Raw genomic sequence first — 15,231 nt, 5'->3', positions numbered from 1 at the left:
GTGTAACGGCCACGGCGCGGTTTCAGCGGGGCGCCGCCCACAAAAAAGCCCCGGTGAACGGGGCTTGATGGCAGCGCAGCGGAACTTACTTGGTTTTCGGTCGTTTGCTCGACGCGTGGCCTGCTTCGTCCACAAACACTTCGGCCACGGCGATCGCCTGGCTCTCGGTGGGGAAGACCCCGGCGACGCTGTCACCGTGGAAGTTGATCAGGTGCCAACCGTCCGCTCGCTTCGTGATCAAGTAGCCGTTTACGCCTTTTGGTTCTGACATCTAGCAATCTCGTGGTGTGATTCAAGGGCGTAATGATAGCGCCAAATGCGGCAGGTGCGCGCAGGTTATTCTAGGTCAGTGTCCTGGGTGCAAAAGCGTGCTAAAAAGGGTGCAGCCCTTTGAAATCCTGAGGTGCAGGCAGTTTTTGCCGTGCCGGTGTGGAGGCTCTTCGCGAGACCAGCGGAACTTACGCCGACATTTTTTCTCTATGATGACATCGCAACGCCAGCAGGACCCATTGTAAGGTGGCTGCGGCCTGATTAGACTGCGCCGAATTCCGTACGCACAGCCCTTTGTAAGGACCCATATGATCAAGAAATGCTTGTTCCCAGCAGCCGGTTACGGCACTCGCTTCTTGCCAGCGACCAAGGCCATGCCCAAAGAGATGCTGCCGGTGGTGAACAAGCCACTGATTCAGTACGGCGTCGAAGAGGCACTGGATGCCGGTCTGAACGAAATCTCCATCGTGACCGGCCGTGGTAAGCGCGCGCTGGAAGACCACTTTGACATCAGCTATGAGCTGGAAAACCAGATCAAGGGCACCGACAAGGAAAAATACCTGGTCGGCATCCGCAAGCTGCTGGACGAGTGCTCGTTCTCCTACACTCGCCAGACCCAGATGAAAGGCCTCGGCCACGCGATCCTGACTGGCCGCCCGCTGATCGGTGACGAACCGTTCGCCGTGGTGCTGGCGGATGACCTGTGCGTCAACCTGGAAGGCAAGGGTGTTCTGGAGCAGATGGTTGATCTGTACAAGAAATACCGTTGCACCATCGTGGCAGTCCAGGAAGTGGACCCACAGGAAACCAACAAATACGGCGTAATCGCGGGCGACGAAATCGGCGATGGTCTGATCCGCGTACGTGACATGGTTGAAAAGCCAGCACCGGAAGATGCCCCGTCGAACCTGGCGATCATCGGCCGTTACATCCTGACCCCGGACATCTTCAAGCTGATCGAAGAAACCGAGCCAGGCAAGGGCGGCGAAATCCAGATCACCGACGCGCTGTTGAAGCAAGCCAAAGATGGTTGCGTCATTGCCTACAAGTTCAAGGGCCAGCGTTTCGACTGCGGTGGCGCTGAAGGCTACATCGAAGCGACCAACTTCTGCTATGAGCACTTCTACAAGACTGGCAAGGCTTACTGATTAACGCTGTAAGCAGCCTGTTCCAAAAAAGCCACCTTCGGGTGGCTTTTTCGTTTTTCAGCCCCATGTAAATCGGTATGCTGGTTGCCTGCCGAGGAGAGTGAAATGGCTTACGATTTTGACCTGTATGTGATTGGCGCCGGTTCCGGCGGTGTTCGTGCGGCGCGTTTTGCCGCAGGCTTTGGTGCCAAAGTGGCCGTGGCGGAAAGCCGCTACCTGGGTGGCACCTGCGTCAACGTCGGCTGCGTGCCGAAAAAGCTGTTGGTGTATGGCGCACACTTTGCCGAGGATTTTGAGCAGGCCAGCGGGTTTGGTTGGTCTCTGGGCGAGGCGAATTTTGATTGGGCCACCCTGATCGCCAATAAAGATCGCGAGATCAATCGCCTCAATGGCATCTACCGCAACCTGCTGGTCAATAGTGGTGTGACCCTGCATGAAGGGCATGCGCGCCTGGTGGATGCGCATCAAGTCGAGATCAATGGCGAGCGCTTTAGCGCCAAGCACATCCTCATCGCGACGGGGGGCTGGCCGCAGATTCCGGAGATTCCAGGGCGTGAACATGCCATTGGCTCCAATGAGGCGTTCTTCCTCAAGGAATTACCAAAGCGTGTACTGGTGGTCGGTGGTGGCTATATTGCCGTCGAGTTCGCAGGGATTTTCCATGGCTTGGGCGCACAGGCAACCCTGCTGTATCGCGGTGACCTGTTCCTGCGTGGCTTCGACGGTTCGGTGCGTACACATCTGAAAGAAGAGCTGACCAAGCGTGGCCTCGACCTGCAATTCAATGCCGATATCGAGCGTATCGACAAGCAAGCCGATGGCAGCCTCAAAGCCACGCTAAAAGACGGTCGCGTGCTGGACGCGGACTGTGTGTTCTACGCCACGGGTCGCCGCCCGATGCTGGACAACCTTGGGTTGGAAAACACCGGCGTGAAGCTCGATAAGCGTGGTTTCGTCGAAGTGGACGATCTGTACCAGACCGCCGAATCGTCAATCCTGGCCATCGGCGACGTGATCGGGCGCGTTCAACTGACACCTGTTGCGTTGGCCGAAGGCATGGCCGTGGCGCGTCGGCTGTTCAAGCCTGAGCAATATCGTCCGGTGGATTACGCCATGATCCCGACGGCGGTGTTCAGCCTGCCCAACATCGGCACGGTTGGCCTGACTGAAGAAGAGGCGAAAGAGAAGGGCCATAAAGTGCAGATCTTCGAAAGCCGTTTCCGGCCAATGAAGCTGACCCTGACCGAGTGCCAGGAAAAAACCCTGATGAAGCTGGTGGTCGACGCCGACACCGACCAGGTGCTGGGTTGCCACATGGTCGGGCCGGATGCCGGCGAGATCGTCCAGGGCCTGGCGATCGCGCTCAAGGCGGGCGCGACCAAGCAGCATTTCGACGACACCGTCGGCGTGCACCCTACGGCGGCGGAAGAGTTCGTCACCATGCGCACGCCTGTGGCGGGCTGATCAGCGCTCGGGCGTTGCCTCTGGCGCCGTCGCAACGGCGGCCGCCAGGCGCAATGCCTCGATACTGGCCTGGGCTTTGACCAGTTCCAACTCCAGGGTTTTGTTGGAGTGCTGGTGTTCGGTCAACGCTTCCTGGCGTGACTGACTTTCCAGCAGGGCAACGCGCAGGCGCTCCTGAAGCAGGGTGCGCTCGCTGTCAATCAGGCTCACCTGTTCGCTCTGCTTGAGCTGCTGGGCCTGGTCTTTGCGGGATTGTTCCTGCAGCGCCGTCAACTCTTTCGATGTCACCCGATGTTCGATCAGCAGTCGCTCGTTGTCACGATGCAGTTGGGTGATTTCATCCTGACGCACCATGGCGCTCCGCTGGGCCTGGCGCAATTCTGCCTGTACCTGCTGCAATTGGCCTTCGTGACGGCGCTGTTCCTGCTCACGCTGCTCCTTGATCGCATTACGGTAATGCTCCAAGGCGTCCCTTGCGTGCAGGTGCTTTTCTTCCAGCGAGCGGATCTGCTCGTCCTTGTCGTTGATCCGTAGCTCGTAATCACTGCACGCCTGGCTCAGCCCGGCGTTACGGGTTTGTTCGGTCTGCAGGCTGGTGCTGGTGGTTTGCAGGGCCGCGCTTTCTTCTGCCAGGGCGGCGGCCTGGATATCAAACTGTTGCTTGAGTTGACCATGGGTTTCCTCAAGGGCTTCCAGTTGGGCGAGCAGGGCGGCTTTCTGTTGCTCGAACTGCGCCAGGGCCTGGTCGATAGGCTCCTGAGCTTTCTCCTTCAAGCGTTGCGCCAGGCGCGCCACCAGTTCGCCAAGCTCGTCGTCGATGGGTGCCTCGGTAATGGTGACTCGGGTTTCGCTCTCATCCAGCTCCTTCAGATAGCGATGAATCGTGGTTTTCGAGCCGGTATTGCCCATTTCGATGCGTACAGCGTCGATGCTGGGGTTTTCGCCTCGGGCGAGGATCGCCAGGCGTGCCGTTTGAACTACTGCTTTATTAATGCCGCCGCGAGCCATGGGGTCTCCGTCGATTTCGTAATGTGGTACGTAGTATGTATATACGTACTATATCATGAATAAAATATCGTTTGAAATCATGATTTAACAGATGGGATATTGGCGTATTATCCCGTGTCATGCGGGTTGGACCCGCGAAAGCCACCGCCAGCAGTACGAATAGGCCTTTAATGAGCGATTTGGATCGTTACCTCAACGCCGCCACCCGCGATAACACGCGGCGCAGTTACCGTGCCGCCATCGAGCATTTCGAAGTGAGCTGGGGAGGGTTCCTGCCCGCGACCAGCGACAGCGTGGCGCGTTATCTGGTGGCACATGCCGGCGTCTTGGCGGTCAACACGCTGAAGTTACGGCTTTCGGCACTGGCGCAGTGGCATACGAGCCAGGGCTTTCCCGATCCGACCAAGGCGCCGGTGGTGCGCAAAGTGCTCAAGGGCATTCGCGCCGTGCATCCGGTGCGGGAGAAGCAAGCCGAGCCGCTGCAACTCAAACACCTTGAACAGGTGGTGGCCTCCCTTGAGAGCGAGGCGAAAGAGGCGGCCCACGACTTGCCTCGGCTACTGCGCGCCAAGCGCGACACTGCGCTGATCCTGCTGGGCTTCTGGCGCGGCTTTCGCAGCGATGAGCTGTGTCGGCTCGAGATCGAGCATGTGCAAGCGACGCCCGGTGCCGGGATCAGCCTGTATCTGCCGCGCAGCAAAAGCGACCGTGACAACCTCGGCAAGACCTATCACACACCGGCGTTGCTGCGCCTGTGCCCGGTGCAGGCCTATAGCGAATGGCTCAGCGCCTCGGCATTGGTGCGTGGCCCGGTGTTTCGCGGCATTGATCGCTGGGGCAACCTGGGGGAGGAGGAGTTGCACCCCAACAGCGTGATCCCGTTGCTGCGCCAGGCGCTGGAGCGCGCCGGCATCCCCGCCGAGCACTACACCAGTCACTCGCTGCGCCGTGGGTTTGCCACGTGGGCTCACCGCAGCGGCTGGGATTTGAAGTCATTGATGAGTTACGTCGGCTGGAGCGACATGAAATCCGCCATGCGCTATGTTGAAGCGACGCCCTTTCTTGGCATGACCCTGGCGACGCAACCGCTGCTTTGAGATTTCTTCTATTAATACAGTCACCTGATAGGGAAAACCAATCGTCAGCATCAGGTTTGCCAATGAGCCATCGGTCGAGAGAGTGGGTAGGATTCACCTCATCAACTTACTAAGCCCTTCTACAAACCTGACGGAGAGTCAACGATGCCTATCATCAACAGCCAAGTAAAACCGTTCAAAGCTACCGCCTACAAAAACGGCAACTTCGTCGATGTGTCCGACGCCGACCTGAAAGGCAAGTGGTCCGTTGTGTTCTTCTACCCAGCCGACTTCACCTTCGTTTGCCCAACCGAGCTGGAAGACCTGGCCGACAACTACGCCGAATTCCAGAAGCTGGGCGTCGAGATCTACAGCGTTTCCACCGACACCCACTTCGCCCACGCTGCTTGGCACAACACTTCGCCAGCCATCGGCAAGATCCAGTACACCATGATCGGCGACCCAACCCTGACCATCTCCCGCAACTTCGACGTACTGATCGAAGAAGCTGGCCTGGCAGATCGCGGTACTTTCGTGATCAACCCAGAAGGTCAGATCAAGATCGTTGAACTGAACGACGGCGGTGTTGGCCGTGACGCTTCCGAACTGCTGCGCAAAATCAAGGCCGCTCAATACGTTGCTGCCCACCCAGGTGAAGTATGCCCAGCCAAGTGGAAAGAAGGCGAAGCCACCCTGGCTCCATCCCTGGACCTGGTCGGCAAGATCTAAGTCTGTGAAGTCTCAAGGGCGGTATTCCGCACTGAAGTAAGCTGCATCCGCCCCCAAAAACGCCCGGGCGAGATTCGCTCGGGCGTTTTTTTGTCTGCAATAAACCGAAATTTATAGGAAATCGCCCGTATGTTGGACGCCAATCTTAAAGCTCAGTTGAAGTCATACCTGGAACGGGTCACCCAGCCGATCGAGATCGTCGCCTCCCTCGATGACGGCGCGAAATCCCAGGAAATGCATGCCCTTTTGCAGGATGTTGTCAGCCTCACCACGCTGATTACCCTGAAAACCGATGGTGATGATGCGCGTAAGCCGTCGTTTTCCATCAATCGCCCGGGTGCCGAGATCAGCCTGCGTTTCGCCGGCATCCCGATGGGCCATGAATTCACTTCGTTGGTGCTGGCCCTGCTGCAAGTCGGTGGCCACCCGTCGAAGGCCAGTGTCGAAGTCATTGAACAGATCCGCGCCCTCAAAGGCGAGTTCAGCTTCGAGACTTACTTCTCGCTGTCCTGCCAGAACTGCCCGGACGTGGTCCAGGCGCTGAACCTGATGGCCGTGCTCAACCCGAACATCCGCCACGTCGCCATCGACGGCGCGCTGTTCCAGGCTGAAGTCGACGAGCGCCAGATCATGGCGGTACCGAGTGTTTACTTGAACGGTGTGAACTTCGGTCAGGGCCGTATGGGCCTGGAAGAGATTCTTGCCAAGCTCGACACCAGTGGCATTGAAAAAGCCGCCGAGAAAATCAGCGCCAAAGACGCCTTTGATGTACTTGTCGTCGGCGGCGGCCCAGCCGGTTCTGCGGCCGCGATCTACGCTGCACGTAAAGGCATCCGTACCGGCGTTGCTGCCGAGCGTTTTGGCGGCCAAGTGCTGGACACCATGTCCATCGAGAACTTCATCTCGGTACAAGAGACCGAAGGGCCGAAACTGGCCAGCGCGCTCGAAGCCCACGTGCGTCAATACGACGTAGACATCATGAACCTGCAGCGCGCCAGCAGCCTGGTGCCTGCGAAAAACGCCGGCGACCTGCACGAAATCCGTTTTGAAAGCGGTGCGACCCTGAAGTCCAAGACCGTGATCCTGGCCACCGGCGCCCGCTGGCGCGAAATGGGTGTGCCGGGCGAGCAGGAATACAAGGCTAAAGGCGTGTGCTTCTGCCCACACTGCGACGGTCCGCTGTTCAAGGGCAAGCGTGTGGCGGTGATCGGCGGTGGTAACTCCGGCGTTGAGGCGGCCATCGACCTGGCCGGTATCGTCAGCCACGTGACCTTGCTTGAGTTCGACAGCAAATTGCGCGCCGACGCCGTGCTGCAACGCAAGCTCTACAGCCTGCCGAACGTTGACGTGATCACCAGTGCGTTGACCAGCGAAGTGAAAGGCGATGGCCAGAAAGTCACCGGCCTGGCGTACAAGGATCGTGACAGCGGCGAGTTCAAGACCATCGACCTGGAAGGGATCTTTGTACAGATCGGTTTGCTGCCCAACACCGATTGGCTCAAAGGCACCGTGGAACTGACGCCGCGCGGCGAGATTATCGTCGATGCGCGGGGTGAGACTTCACTGCCAGGCGTATTCGCCGCCGGCGACGTGACGACGGTGCCGTACAAGCAGATCGTGATTGCAGTGGGCGAGGGCGCCAAGGCTTCGCTGAGTGCTTTCGATCACTTGATCCGGACTTCCGCCCCGGCGTAAATCCGCAGACCGAAATGAAAAACCCCATGAGTGATCATGGGGTTTTTTCGTTACAGCGGTGCGGGCTGGATAATCTCGACCCAGTAAGCGTCCGGGTCCTTGATGAAGGCCAGGCTCTTCATGCGGCCATCGCTCAGGCGCTTCTGGAAGTCGCAGCCCAGGGCTTCAAAACGCTCACAGGCAGCGACGATATCCGGCACCGAGATGCAGATATGGCCAAAACCACGCGGGTCGGTATTGCCATTGTGGTAGGCAAAGTCGGCGTCGTTTTCGGTGCCGTGGTTGTGGGTCAGCTCCAGGATGCCTGGGATCGACTTCATCCACTGGGTGCGCTCGGCGGCGTCGGCAGGGATCTGGGATTTGTCTACCAGGGCGAGGAAGTACAGGCTGAATTCGGCTTCCGGGAAGTCGCGCTTTTCAACCAGGGAAAAACCCAGGACGCGGGTGTAGAAGTCCAGCGACTTGGTGATGTCCTTGACCCGCAGCATGGTGTGGTTGAACACGAAGTTCGTGGTGGCGGTGTCCGGTTGGGCGGTAACGCCCGGGAAAGTGTTCAGTTCGTGCAGGCTCATGGGCCCTCCAGAAAAAATGGGGCAAACGCAGCTCTGAAATGTGAGCGGTTCCTTGGCTTGCGGCTGGCATCCGTGCAGCCGGTCCATGATACGCAAGGCTCGCCCCAGGCGCCAAATGAAAAAGCCCATTCAGGCCTTGCGACACAGGGGCGGCGGGGCTCAAACTTTGTCGCTTGAACCTTGGGTATTTTTGCAATGATCGCATTTCGTAAACCGCTGTTGAGCGCTGTGTGTTTGCTGGTCGGCAGTTCCTGCGTACTGGCGGCGGCCCCCGAAATTCATTGGCCCAGTGGCTGGCAGGTCGAAGAGGTGGTACCGGATGATGAAGCACCTGCCAAACCCCAGGCGGTGTCGCGCCAGCGTGCAATCAAGAATGATGAAAATGGCACGACCTTGATGGTAATGGAGTTAACTGGTACACCGATTGAAGCGGGGCATAAGGTTAATCTTCAAGGTGTATTGCTGGAGATGCGCAAGTCCATCCAGAAAGATTTTGCCCAGGGCGGTTATCAAAGTGTGTGCAGCAAGATGCACCCTACAACATTGAGCCGTCTTGAGGCGTTGGAAACTACTTGTGTGATAACCGAAAATGGACGTCACGTGCTTTCGCAAACATTGGTGGGCGCGGTTGATGCCGATAAGGCCTATGTTTTTTCATACGCAGGGCAGGCCGAGGCGTACGAAGCAAGCAAGGATGAGGTCAGTTCGGTGCGCGATAGCCTGAAACTTTAAGTGTGTAATGCCTGTCGATTCTGAACATAATGAAACGTTATTTAAGTTCGGTTTCGAACCGCAGAATTAAAAAAGCCCCGCATAAGCGGGGCTCTTTGTTAGTGCCGTGCAATCAGCCGCGAAGCCAGGAATCTACAGTGGCTGCACCGTACTGTTCTTTCCAGGCCTTGAGGCCGCGGTGGTTGCCGCCTTTGGTTTCGATCAGCTCACCAGTGTGCGGGTTCTGGTAAACCTTGACTACGCGTGCGCGGCGCTGTTTTGGTGCGCTGACGGCAGCAGCACTGGACTTGCCCGGGTTTGGATCAAGGATGGAAATGATGTCGCGCAGGCCTTTGCCGTAGGTCTTCATCAGGCCCTGGAGCTTTTCTTCGAATTCGATTTCTTTCTTCAGGCCGGCGTCGTTCTTCAGGGATTCCAGCTGGGCAAGCTGCTCTTGAAGGGCTTTTTCGGCTGCGCGAAATTCGGCGAGTCTGGACAAAATAGGTACTCCAATAGTGTGTTTGGCTGATATCAACTGCAGACAAAGCTATAAGCCAAGCGCTTTAAGGCGACTCAAGAAAGAAGCCGTCCCGCGAGTTCTGCACAGGCTGGAAAAATTGTAGTAGTTAATTTGCTACGAGTAAATCATGTCTTTTGTCTAAATAACATTATTTCAGAGCAGGTAGTGCATGGCTATTCAATGGCTGGCCAGTGATTTAATAAATTCATCGCACGGCAAAGGCTTTCCAAACAGGTAACCCTGCAGGAAATCCACGCCTTGAGCGGCCAGGTAATCGGACTGTTCAGGCGTTTCCACACCTTCTGCAACAATGCCCAAATCGAGTTTGCCGGACAGTTCAATGATGCTGTCGAGAATATGCCGCGAGAGTGCATCGGCACCGATCATGGCGACAAAACTCTGGTCGATCTTCAAGTAGTCGACATTGAAGTTACGCAAATAGCCCAGGCTGGAGTGGCCGGTGCCGAAGTCATCAATAGCGATCATTACCCCCAGTTGATGCAGGGCGTCGAACAGCTGGCGGGTAATGTCAGTGGGCACGATCAGCTCGCGCTCGGTCAACTCCAGCACCAACGTCACCTGGCCCACAGCAAAGGCGGCCAGAAACTCACGGCAGTCGTCCACCAAGGCCAAATCCTGGCAATGGCGTGCGGTGATATTCACACCGATATGAAACCCAGGGCTGAAACGCGCCGCATGAGGCGCCAGTTGCGCGGCGGTCTGGCGCAGCAGGGCGCGGGTCATCGGTACGATCAGGCCCGAATGCTCGGCCAGGGGGATAAACAGGTCAGGGCGTACCAGGCCTTCTTTAGGGTGTTGCCAGCGCATCAGTACTTCGCAGCCGGCCCACTCACGAGTATCGCCTCGTACCACCGGTTGGAAATACGGAATGAATTCATTGGCGCCCAATGCCCGCTGCAATTCGTGAGTCGGTGCCGATGAGCGCTTTTGCAGCCAGTGCGCCAAAAGCCCTGCTAGGACGCCAAAAAACACGGTCAGGCTGAACATTGCCGGGTATCGGGCCTGCATGTAGCGCCACACTTCACCGGCCGGCATGCCTGCGTCGACGCTGTAGTGATAGCGTGCGGACGCCAAGTGATGGTGGGCCACTGCGAACGCTGGCACCGCAGTGTCATGCACCTTGCCATCAGCCCCGAGCCAATTCGGCCCCACTTGCAGCACCAGATGGGCGTATCGGCTGATCAGGCGCAGGGCGTTGGTCAGGTGGTAACCATCAATCGACGCAAAAGCTGCCTTGTCGCCGTCGACCAATCGGTAGACCAGTAGCGCGGTATCCGGTGTCACTGGGTTGCCGTTCATCAGCCATAACCGGCCATCAACATAATCATCCGGGTTGACCGGCAATTCATAGTTGCTGCCGAACAACGAGCTGCAATAGATGTTTTTTTGCCAGGACAAGGTGGTCGCACGCACAAACGGGCGCCGCGTGACTTGTTCGCGCAGGGCCAGTTGTGCGCCGTTATCACAGGGTAGCCCCGCCAGTGGCAGCAAGGCCTTGGCGGCGAGGGCGGTATTGTCGAGCATCAGGTCGAATTGGCGCACTGCCTCCTGGGCGGTCTGGGCCGTGCTTTGTTGCAAGGTACGTTCGGCTTGCCAGTGCAGGATCAGGACGCCAAGCGCAATCGGCAGCAGCGCACTCAGCGAGGTGATCAAGTAGCGAGTGGCGCGTTTTCGCGGGCCGTTGACGGTCAGGGGCATGGAGTGAACGGCCTGTTACAGGGGTCAGATTGAGTCGATGATAGATGGCTCGACTGAAATAAGCTCGCGCGCCTAGCCATTTGGCCAGTATGCGCCGCTATAGCTCCAGGCCTTGGGCAATACGAATAAAGGCGAGTGCGGCAGGAGAAGATTGGCGCCGGTCGAGCACGGCGAGGCCAACTTGACGCGGCACACGGGGAGATAATGCGCGCTGTATGTACCGAGGATCGCGCCCAACCGGCAATGAGGCCTGTGCCACCACGCTGACCGCATCACCCCGGCTGACGGTCTCCAGGGTGCTCAGCAATTGCGAACAGCGATAACGCACCTTCGGGGTCAGTCGCGCCTGGTTGAACAGGCGCATCACCAATTCAGTGGAGCCGGCCTCGGTCAGCGCGAAAGGATCGTTGCACAAATCCTTGAGGCTCACGTGTTCACGGGCAGCCAGCTTATGCTCGGCCGGCAGCAGTGCGACCATCTGGTCCTCGAACAGCGGGAAGGTGTCGAAGCGTTCCTGGTCCAGCACCACAAAGCCAATATCAATCCTACGTTCGTCGAGCCATTGGATGACTTGCCTGTCGGGTCCTTCGTCCACGTGGACTTCAATGCCCGGATACTCCAGGCGGAATCGGTTGAGGATCTTTGGCAGCAAGTAGGTCGAAGAGGTGGGGCCGAATGAGCCGATTCGCAGCGTCCCGCGTTTCATGCCGCGGGCGTCCGCCGCTTCCTGTTGCAGCGTGTTGGCCAGCCCCAGCATCGCCCGTGCACGCCCCAGCAACTGTGTGCCGATGTCGCTGAGTTCGACCTGAGCCTGATGGCGCCTGAACAGCGCCACCCCCAGTTCCTGTTCCAGGCCTTTGATGGCGTGAGAGACCGCTGATTGGCTGATGCCGAGGCGGTGCGCGGCGCTGGTAAAGCCTTGCAGCTCGGCAACGAGTGAGAAGATTTCGAGTTGAGTCAGGGTCATGAGTAATCACTCATTTTACGATGACACCGTATTACCAGAAGAATGCAGGCAATCTCAAGCCATCAGAGCCCTGTCCCGTGCATTCAAGTTCAGATCGCATCACTTATATGAAGCTGGCCGCCGTCACCATGATCTGGGGCGGCACCTTTGTGGCCGGTCGCTACCTGAGCGGGACGCTCGACCCTTTGCTGGCGGCCAGCCTGCGGTTTGCGCTGGCCAGCCTGGCGTTGCTGGTATTTCTGGGCTTGGCACGCATCCCGTTGGTCCGGCCAAACCCTCGGCAGCTACTGCAACTGGCGATGCTGGGCTTCTTCGGCATCTTTTTCTACAACCTGTGTTTCTTCTACGGGTTGCAGTTCATCAACGCGTCGCGCGCTTCATTGATCGTGGCGCTGAACCCGGCCGTGATCGGCCTGGCGTCCTGTTGGTTGTTCAAGGAGCGCCTCGGTGTCGGCAAAATCGCAGGGATCGTGCTGTGTCTGGCGGGGGCCGCCGTGGTTATCGTCAGTCGCAACCCCCAGGTATTTAACGACGCAACCAGCACTTGGCGTGGGGATGTGCTGATCTTCGGGTGTGTCGCGGGGTGGGGCATCTACTCATTGTTTTCCCGTGGTTTGAATCAGAGTCTGGGGCCGCTGCAGACGGTTACGTGGTCGATACTGCTGGGCACGCTCATGCTGACCGTCACCACACTGGTCATGGGGCGCTTTACGCTGGAGGCGATGGGCAACGTGCATCTCGCGCAAGGGCTGAGCCTGATGTACCTCGGCGTGCTGGGTTCGGCGCTGGCCTATATTGGCTATTACGATGGCATCCGGCGTATCGGCGCGACGCGCTCCGGCGTCTTCATCGCGCTGAATCCGCTGACAGCGGTGATCTGTGGCGCCTTGCTGCTGGATGAACAGTTGACCCTTTCCATGCTGAGCGGCGGTGCGCTGATCCTGCTGGGCATCTACCTGTGCAACAAACCCCTTGCACGCGCCAGGGCAATGGGGATTTGATAAGAGTACGGACAAACCTGGTTACGCTGTGTAGAATCGATTTACGCATACAAGAATATGGACTTGCGCTCACGCAAGCCTAAGCCGTCAGAGACTGATGACCCCATGAAGCTACTCGGCTCCCCCCTCATCTTTGGTGACTTCCTCGCCCGCAGCGTGCGAGGCCTTTCCTGTGCGCCACCCTGCAACCTCATCCTTGCTCGCCACTAATACTGTGTCTATTACAAGAATGATGAGGTGCCACCATGGCAGATCTATACGAAAACCCAATGGGCCTGATGGGCTTTGAATTTATCGAATTCGCGTCGCCGACGCCGGGTACCCTGGAGCCGATCTTCGAGATCATGGGCTTTACCAAAGTCGCGACCCACCGCTCCAAGAACGTGCACCTGTACCGCCAGGGCGAGATCAACCTGATCCTCAACAACGAGCCCAACAGCATCGCCTCCTACTTTGCGGCCGAACATGGCCCATCGGTGTGCGGCATGGCGTTCCGCGTCAAGGACTCGCAAAAAGCCTATAACCGCGCCCTGGAACTCGGTGCCCAACCGATCCATATCGACACCGGCCCGATGGAGTTGAACCTGCCGGCGATCAAAGGCATCGGTGGTGCGCCGCTGTACCTGATCGACCGTTTTGGCGAAGGCAGCTCGATCTATGACATCGACTTCGTGTACCTCGAAGGGGTGGAGCGCAACCCGGTCGGTGCAAACCTCAAGGTCATCGACCACCTGACCCACAACGTTTATCGCGGTCGCATGGCCTATTGGGCCAACTTCTACGAAAAACTGTTCAACTTCCGTGAAGCGCGCTACTTCGACATCAAGGGCGAATACACCGGCCTGACCTCCAAGGCCATGAGTGCGCCGGACGGCATGATCCGCATCCCGCTCAACGAAGAGTCGTCCAAGGGCGCGGGGCAGATCGAAGAGTTCCTGATGCAGTTCAACGGCGAAGGCATCCAGCACGTGGCGTTCCTCACCGACGACCTGGTCAAGACCTGGGACGCGTTGAAGAAGATCGGCATGCGCTTCATGACCGCACCGCCGGACACCTATTACGAAATGCTCGAAGGCCGCCTGCCGAACCACGGCGAGCCGGTGGATCAATTGCAGGCACGCGGGATTCTGCTGGACGGTTCTTCGGTGGAAGGCGACAAGCGCCTGCTGTTGCAGATCTTCTCGGAAACCCTGATGGGCCCGGTGTTCTTCGAATTCATCCAGCGCAAGGGCGATGATGGGTTTGGCGAGGGCAACTTCAAGGCGCTGTTCGAGTCCATCGAACGCGACCAGGTGCGTCGTGGTGTATTGACCGCCGACTAAGCGTAGAAAAGCCCGGCCGAGGGTGACCCCGGCCGGGCTTTTTATTGGCTGCGCATCAGGCTTTGCGTTGGCGCACCAAGTGTTTGAAGCCTTCAAACACCAGCACCATCACCGCCAGCCAGATCGGGATGTAGGTGAACCATTCGCCACCCTTGATCCCTTCCCCCAGGATCAATGCCACGCCCAGCAGCAGCACGGGCTCCACATAACTGAGCAACCCAAACAGACTGAACGCCAGTAGCCGGCTGGCGATGATGTAGCTCACCAGCGCCGAGGCACTGATCAGCCCCAGCATCGGGATCAGCGCATACAGTTTCGGGTGGGCATCCATGACCGCAAAGCCTTGCTCGCCACTCTGCACAAACCACCAGGCCACCGGCAGCATCAGCGCCATATCCAGCCAAAGCCCGCCCAGATGGTCGGTCTTGAGGTATTTGCGCACGATGAAGTAAACCGGATAACCAATGATCACCACCAGCGTTGCCCAGGAGAATCCACCGGCCTGGTACAACTCGTTGAGTACACCGAGGGCGGCAAAAAACACGGCGATCCGTTGCAGATAGGACAGCTGTTCACCCCACACCAGGCGCCCGGTCAGCACCATGGTCAGCGGCAACAGGAAGTAACCCACCGACACATCCAGGCTGCGCCCATTCAGCGGCGCCCACATAAACAGCCACAATTGCACGCCCAACAACGCGGAAGACAACAACACACCCGCAATCAAACGAGGCTTGGCCGCCAACAACTGTACCAACTCCCACACGCGCCGCCATTCGCCGCTGACGATCATGAAGATTGTCATGCACGGTACGGTCAGCAACATGCGCCAGCCGAAAATTTCCAGCCCGCTCAAGGGCGTGAGCAATGATGTGAAGTAATACATCACGGCAAACAGCACCGAGGCCAAGACCGATAAAACAACACCTTTAGACACACTGTCCTCGCGAAAAACCATTGATACAAAAGAGGGGGGATTTCAGGAGGGGATTATGGAGCTTTTTGGCGGGAGAAGGTTGCGCTGTTTTG

At 58.0% G+C, this 15,231-nt stretch carries 15 protein-coding genes; 8 read left to right on the top strand and 7 right to left on the bottom strand.

Going from position 1 to position 15,231, the window contains the following annotated elements:
• Positions 1-85: 85 nt before the first annotated feature.
• The gene (locus tag OZ428_RS17425; RefSeq protein ID WP_033902935.1) at positions 86-271 is read right to left on the bottom strand and encodes a hypothetical protein; all 186 of its coding nucleotides are present in this window, start codon (positions 269-271) and stop codon (positions 86-88) included.
• Positions 272-578: 307 nt separating this feature from the next.
• Here OZ428_RS17425 and galU point away from each other — a divergent pair, with 307 nt between their 5' ends.
• Both galU and gorA read left to right on the top strand, forming a co-directional pair.
• Positions 579-1,418 (top strand): UTP--glucose-1-phosphate uridylyltransferase GalU, encoded by an 840-nt coding sequence (galU, locus tag OZ428_RS17420; protein WP_028616217.1) that lies wholly within the window; start codon positions 579-581, stop codon positions 1,416-1,418.
• Between the two features lie 105 nt (positions 1,419-1,523).
• Positions 1,524-2,882 (top strand): glutathione-disulfide reductase, encoded by a 1,359-nt coding sequence (gene gorA / locus OZ428_RS17415; RefSeq protein WP_269130658.1) that lies wholly within the window; start codon positions 1,524-1,526, stop codon positions 2,880-2,882.
• Here gorA and OZ428_RS17410 read toward each other — a convergent pair whose 3' ends face one another.
• A complete protein-coding gene (locus OZ428_RS17410) occupies positions 2,883-3,890 on the bottom strand; it encodes a DNA-binding protein (RefSeq protein ID WP_269130657.1) in 1,008 nt (335 codons plus the stop codon).
• Positions 3,891-4,060: 170 nt separating this feature from the next.
• Between OZ428_RS17410 and OZ428_RS17405 the strand changes: the two genes are divergently transcribed.
• From OZ428_RS17405 to ahpF, 3 genes are all read left to right on the top strand, one after another.
• Complete coding sequence (locus OZ428_RS17405) at positions 4,061-4,987, top strand: site-specific integrase (RefSeq protein WP_269130656.1); 927 nt, start codon at positions 4,061-4,063, stop codon at positions 4,985-4,987.
• Between the two features lie 144 nt (positions 4,988-5,131).
• A complete protein-coding gene (gene ahpC, locus OZ428_RS17400; RefSeq protein ID WP_010210361.1) occupies positions 5,132-5,695 on the top strand; it encodes an alkyl hydroperoxide reductase subunit C in 564 nt (187 codons plus the stop codon).
• A gap of 129 nt (positions 5,696-5,824) precedes the next feature.
• Positions 5,825-7,390 (top strand): alkyl hydroperoxide reductase subunit F, encoded by a 1,566-nt coding sequence (ahpF, locus tag OZ428_RS17395; RefSeq protein WP_269130655.1) that lies wholly within the window; start codon positions 5,825-5,827, stop codon positions 7,388-7,390.
• Positions 7,391-7,440: 50 nt separating this feature from the next.
• Here the strand turns inward: ahpF and gloA are convergent, their stop codons facing one another.
• Complete coding sequence (gene gloA / locus OZ428_RS17390) at positions 7,441-7,962, bottom strand: lactoylglutathione lyase (RefSeq protein WP_016974784.1); 522 nt, start codon at positions 7,960-7,962, stop codon at positions 7,441-7,443.
• A gap of 195 nt (positions 7,963-8,157) precedes the next feature.
• Between gloA and OZ428_RS17385 the strand changes: the two genes are divergently transcribed.
• A complete protein-coding gene (locus OZ428_RS17385; RefSeq protein WP_269130654.1) occupies positions 8,158-8,694 on the top strand; it encodes a DUF4946 domain-containing protein in 537 nt (178 codons plus the stop codon).
• Positions 8,695-8,806: 112 nt separating this feature from the next.
• On the opposite strand, the gene OZ428_RS17380 is transcribed toward OZ428_RS17385, so the two are convergent.
• From OZ428_RS17380 to OZ428_RS17370, 3 genes are all read right to left on the bottom strand, one after another.
• Positions 8,807-9,172 (bottom strand): histone-like nucleoid-structuring protein, MvaT/MvaU family, encoded by a 366-nt coding sequence (locus tag OZ428_RS17380; protein WP_038850932.1) that lies wholly within the window; start codon positions 9,170-9,172, stop codon positions 8,807-8,809.
• 198 nt (positions 9,173-9,370) lie between these two features.
• Positions 9,371-10,912 carry an EAL domain-containing protein gene (locus OZ428_RS17375; protein ID WP_269130653.1) on the bottom strand — a complete coding sequence of 514 codons (1,542 nt, stop codon included), beginning with the start codon at positions 10,910-10,912 and terminating at the stop codon, positions 9,371-9,373.
• A 97-nt stretch (positions 10,913-11,009) separates the two neighbouring features.
• Positions 11,010-11,879: a LysR family transcriptional regulator gene (locus OZ428_RS17370; RefSeq protein WP_269130651.1), complete on the bottom strand. Its 870-nt coding sequence runs from the start codon at positions 11,877-11,879 to the stop codon at positions 11,010-11,012.
• A 77-nt stretch (positions 11,880-11,956) separates the two neighbouring features.
• Between OZ428_RS17370 and OZ428_RS17365 the strand changes: the two genes are divergently transcribed.
• Positions 11,957-12,880, top strand: a complete 924-nt coding sequence (locus OZ428_RS17365) for a DMT family transporter (RefSeq protein WP_269130650.1) — start codon at positions 11,957-11,959, stop codon at positions 12,878-12,880.
• A gap of 245 nt (positions 12,881-13,125) precedes the next feature.
• On the top strand, positions 13,126-14,202 hold the full coding sequence (hppD, locus tag OZ428_RS17360) for a 4-hydroxyphenylpyruvate dioxygenase (RefSeq protein ID WP_269130649.1): 1,077 nt from the start codon (positions 13,126-13,128) through the stop codon (positions 14,200-14,202).
• Between the two features lie 55 nt (positions 14,203-14,257).
• Here the strand turns inward: hppD and rarD are convergent, their stop codons facing one another.
• Positions 14,258-15,139 carry an EamA family transporter RarD gene (rarD, locus tag OZ428_RS17355; protein WP_038851006.1) on the bottom strand — a complete coding sequence of 294 codons (882 nt, stop codon included), beginning with the start codon at positions 15,137-15,139 and terminating at the stop codon, positions 14,258-14,260.
• Positions 15,140-15,231 lie beyond the last annotated feature (92 nt).

It is taken from the genome of Pseudomonas sp. GXZC (assembly GCF_026967615.1).
GTDB lineage: Bacteria > Pseudomonadota > Gammaproteobacteria > Pseudomonadales > Pseudomonadaceae > Aquipseudomonas > Aquipseudomonas azotoformans_A.
The sequence above is the reverse complement of the archived record's forward strand: the minus strand, read 5'-3'. Positions and strand labels throughout refer to the sequence as shown.

Bases quoted from the DNA above. Each gene is read 5' to 3' on its own strand.
- OZ428_RS17385 (WP_269130654.1), top strand. From the start codon at position 8,158: ATGATCGCATTTCGTAAACCGCTGTTGAGCGCTGTGTGTTTGCTGGTC.
- hppD (WP_269130649.1), top strand. From the start codon at position 13,126: ATGGCAGATCTATACGAAAACCCAATGGGCCTGATGGGCTTTGAATTT.
- galU (WP_028616217.1), top strand. From the start codon at position 579: ATGATCAAGAAATGCTTGTTCCCAGCAGCCGGTTACGGCACTCGCTTC.
- OZ428_RS17405 (WP_269130656.1), top strand. From the start codon at position 4,061: ATGAGCGATTTGGATCGTTACCTCAACGCCGCCACCCGCGATAACACG.
- gorA (WP_269130658.1), top strand. From the start codon at position 1,524: ATGGCTTACGATTTTGACCTGTATGTGATTGGCGCCGGTTCCGGCGGT.
- ahpC (WP_010210361.1), top strand. From the start codon at position 5,132: ATGCCTATCATCAACAGCCAAGTAAAACCGTTCAAAGCTACCGCCTAC.
- OZ428_RS17375 (WP_269130653.1), bottom strand. From the start codon at position 10,912: ATGCCCCTGACCGTCAACGGCCCGCGAAAACGCGCCACTCGCTACTTG.
- OZ428_RS17410 (WP_269130657.1), bottom strand. From the start codon at position 3,890: ATGGCTCGCGGCGGCATTAATAAAGCAGTAGTTCAAACGGCACGCCTG.
- ahpF (WP_269130655.1), top strand. From the start codon at position 5,825: ATGTTGGACGCCAATCTTAAAGCTCAGTTGAAGTCATACCTGGAACGG.
- OZ428_RS17425 (WP_033902935.1), bottom strand. From the start codon at position 271: ATGTCAGAACCAAAAGGCGTAAACGGCTACTTGATCACGAAGCGAGCG.
- gloA (WP_016974784.1), bottom strand. From the start codon at position 7,962: ATGAGCCTGCACGAACTGAACACTTTCCCGGGCGTTACCGCCCAACCG.
- OZ428_RS17370 (WP_269130651.1), bottom strand. From the start codon at position 11,879: ATGACCCTGACTCAACTCGAAATCTTCTCACTCGTTGCCGAGCTGCAA.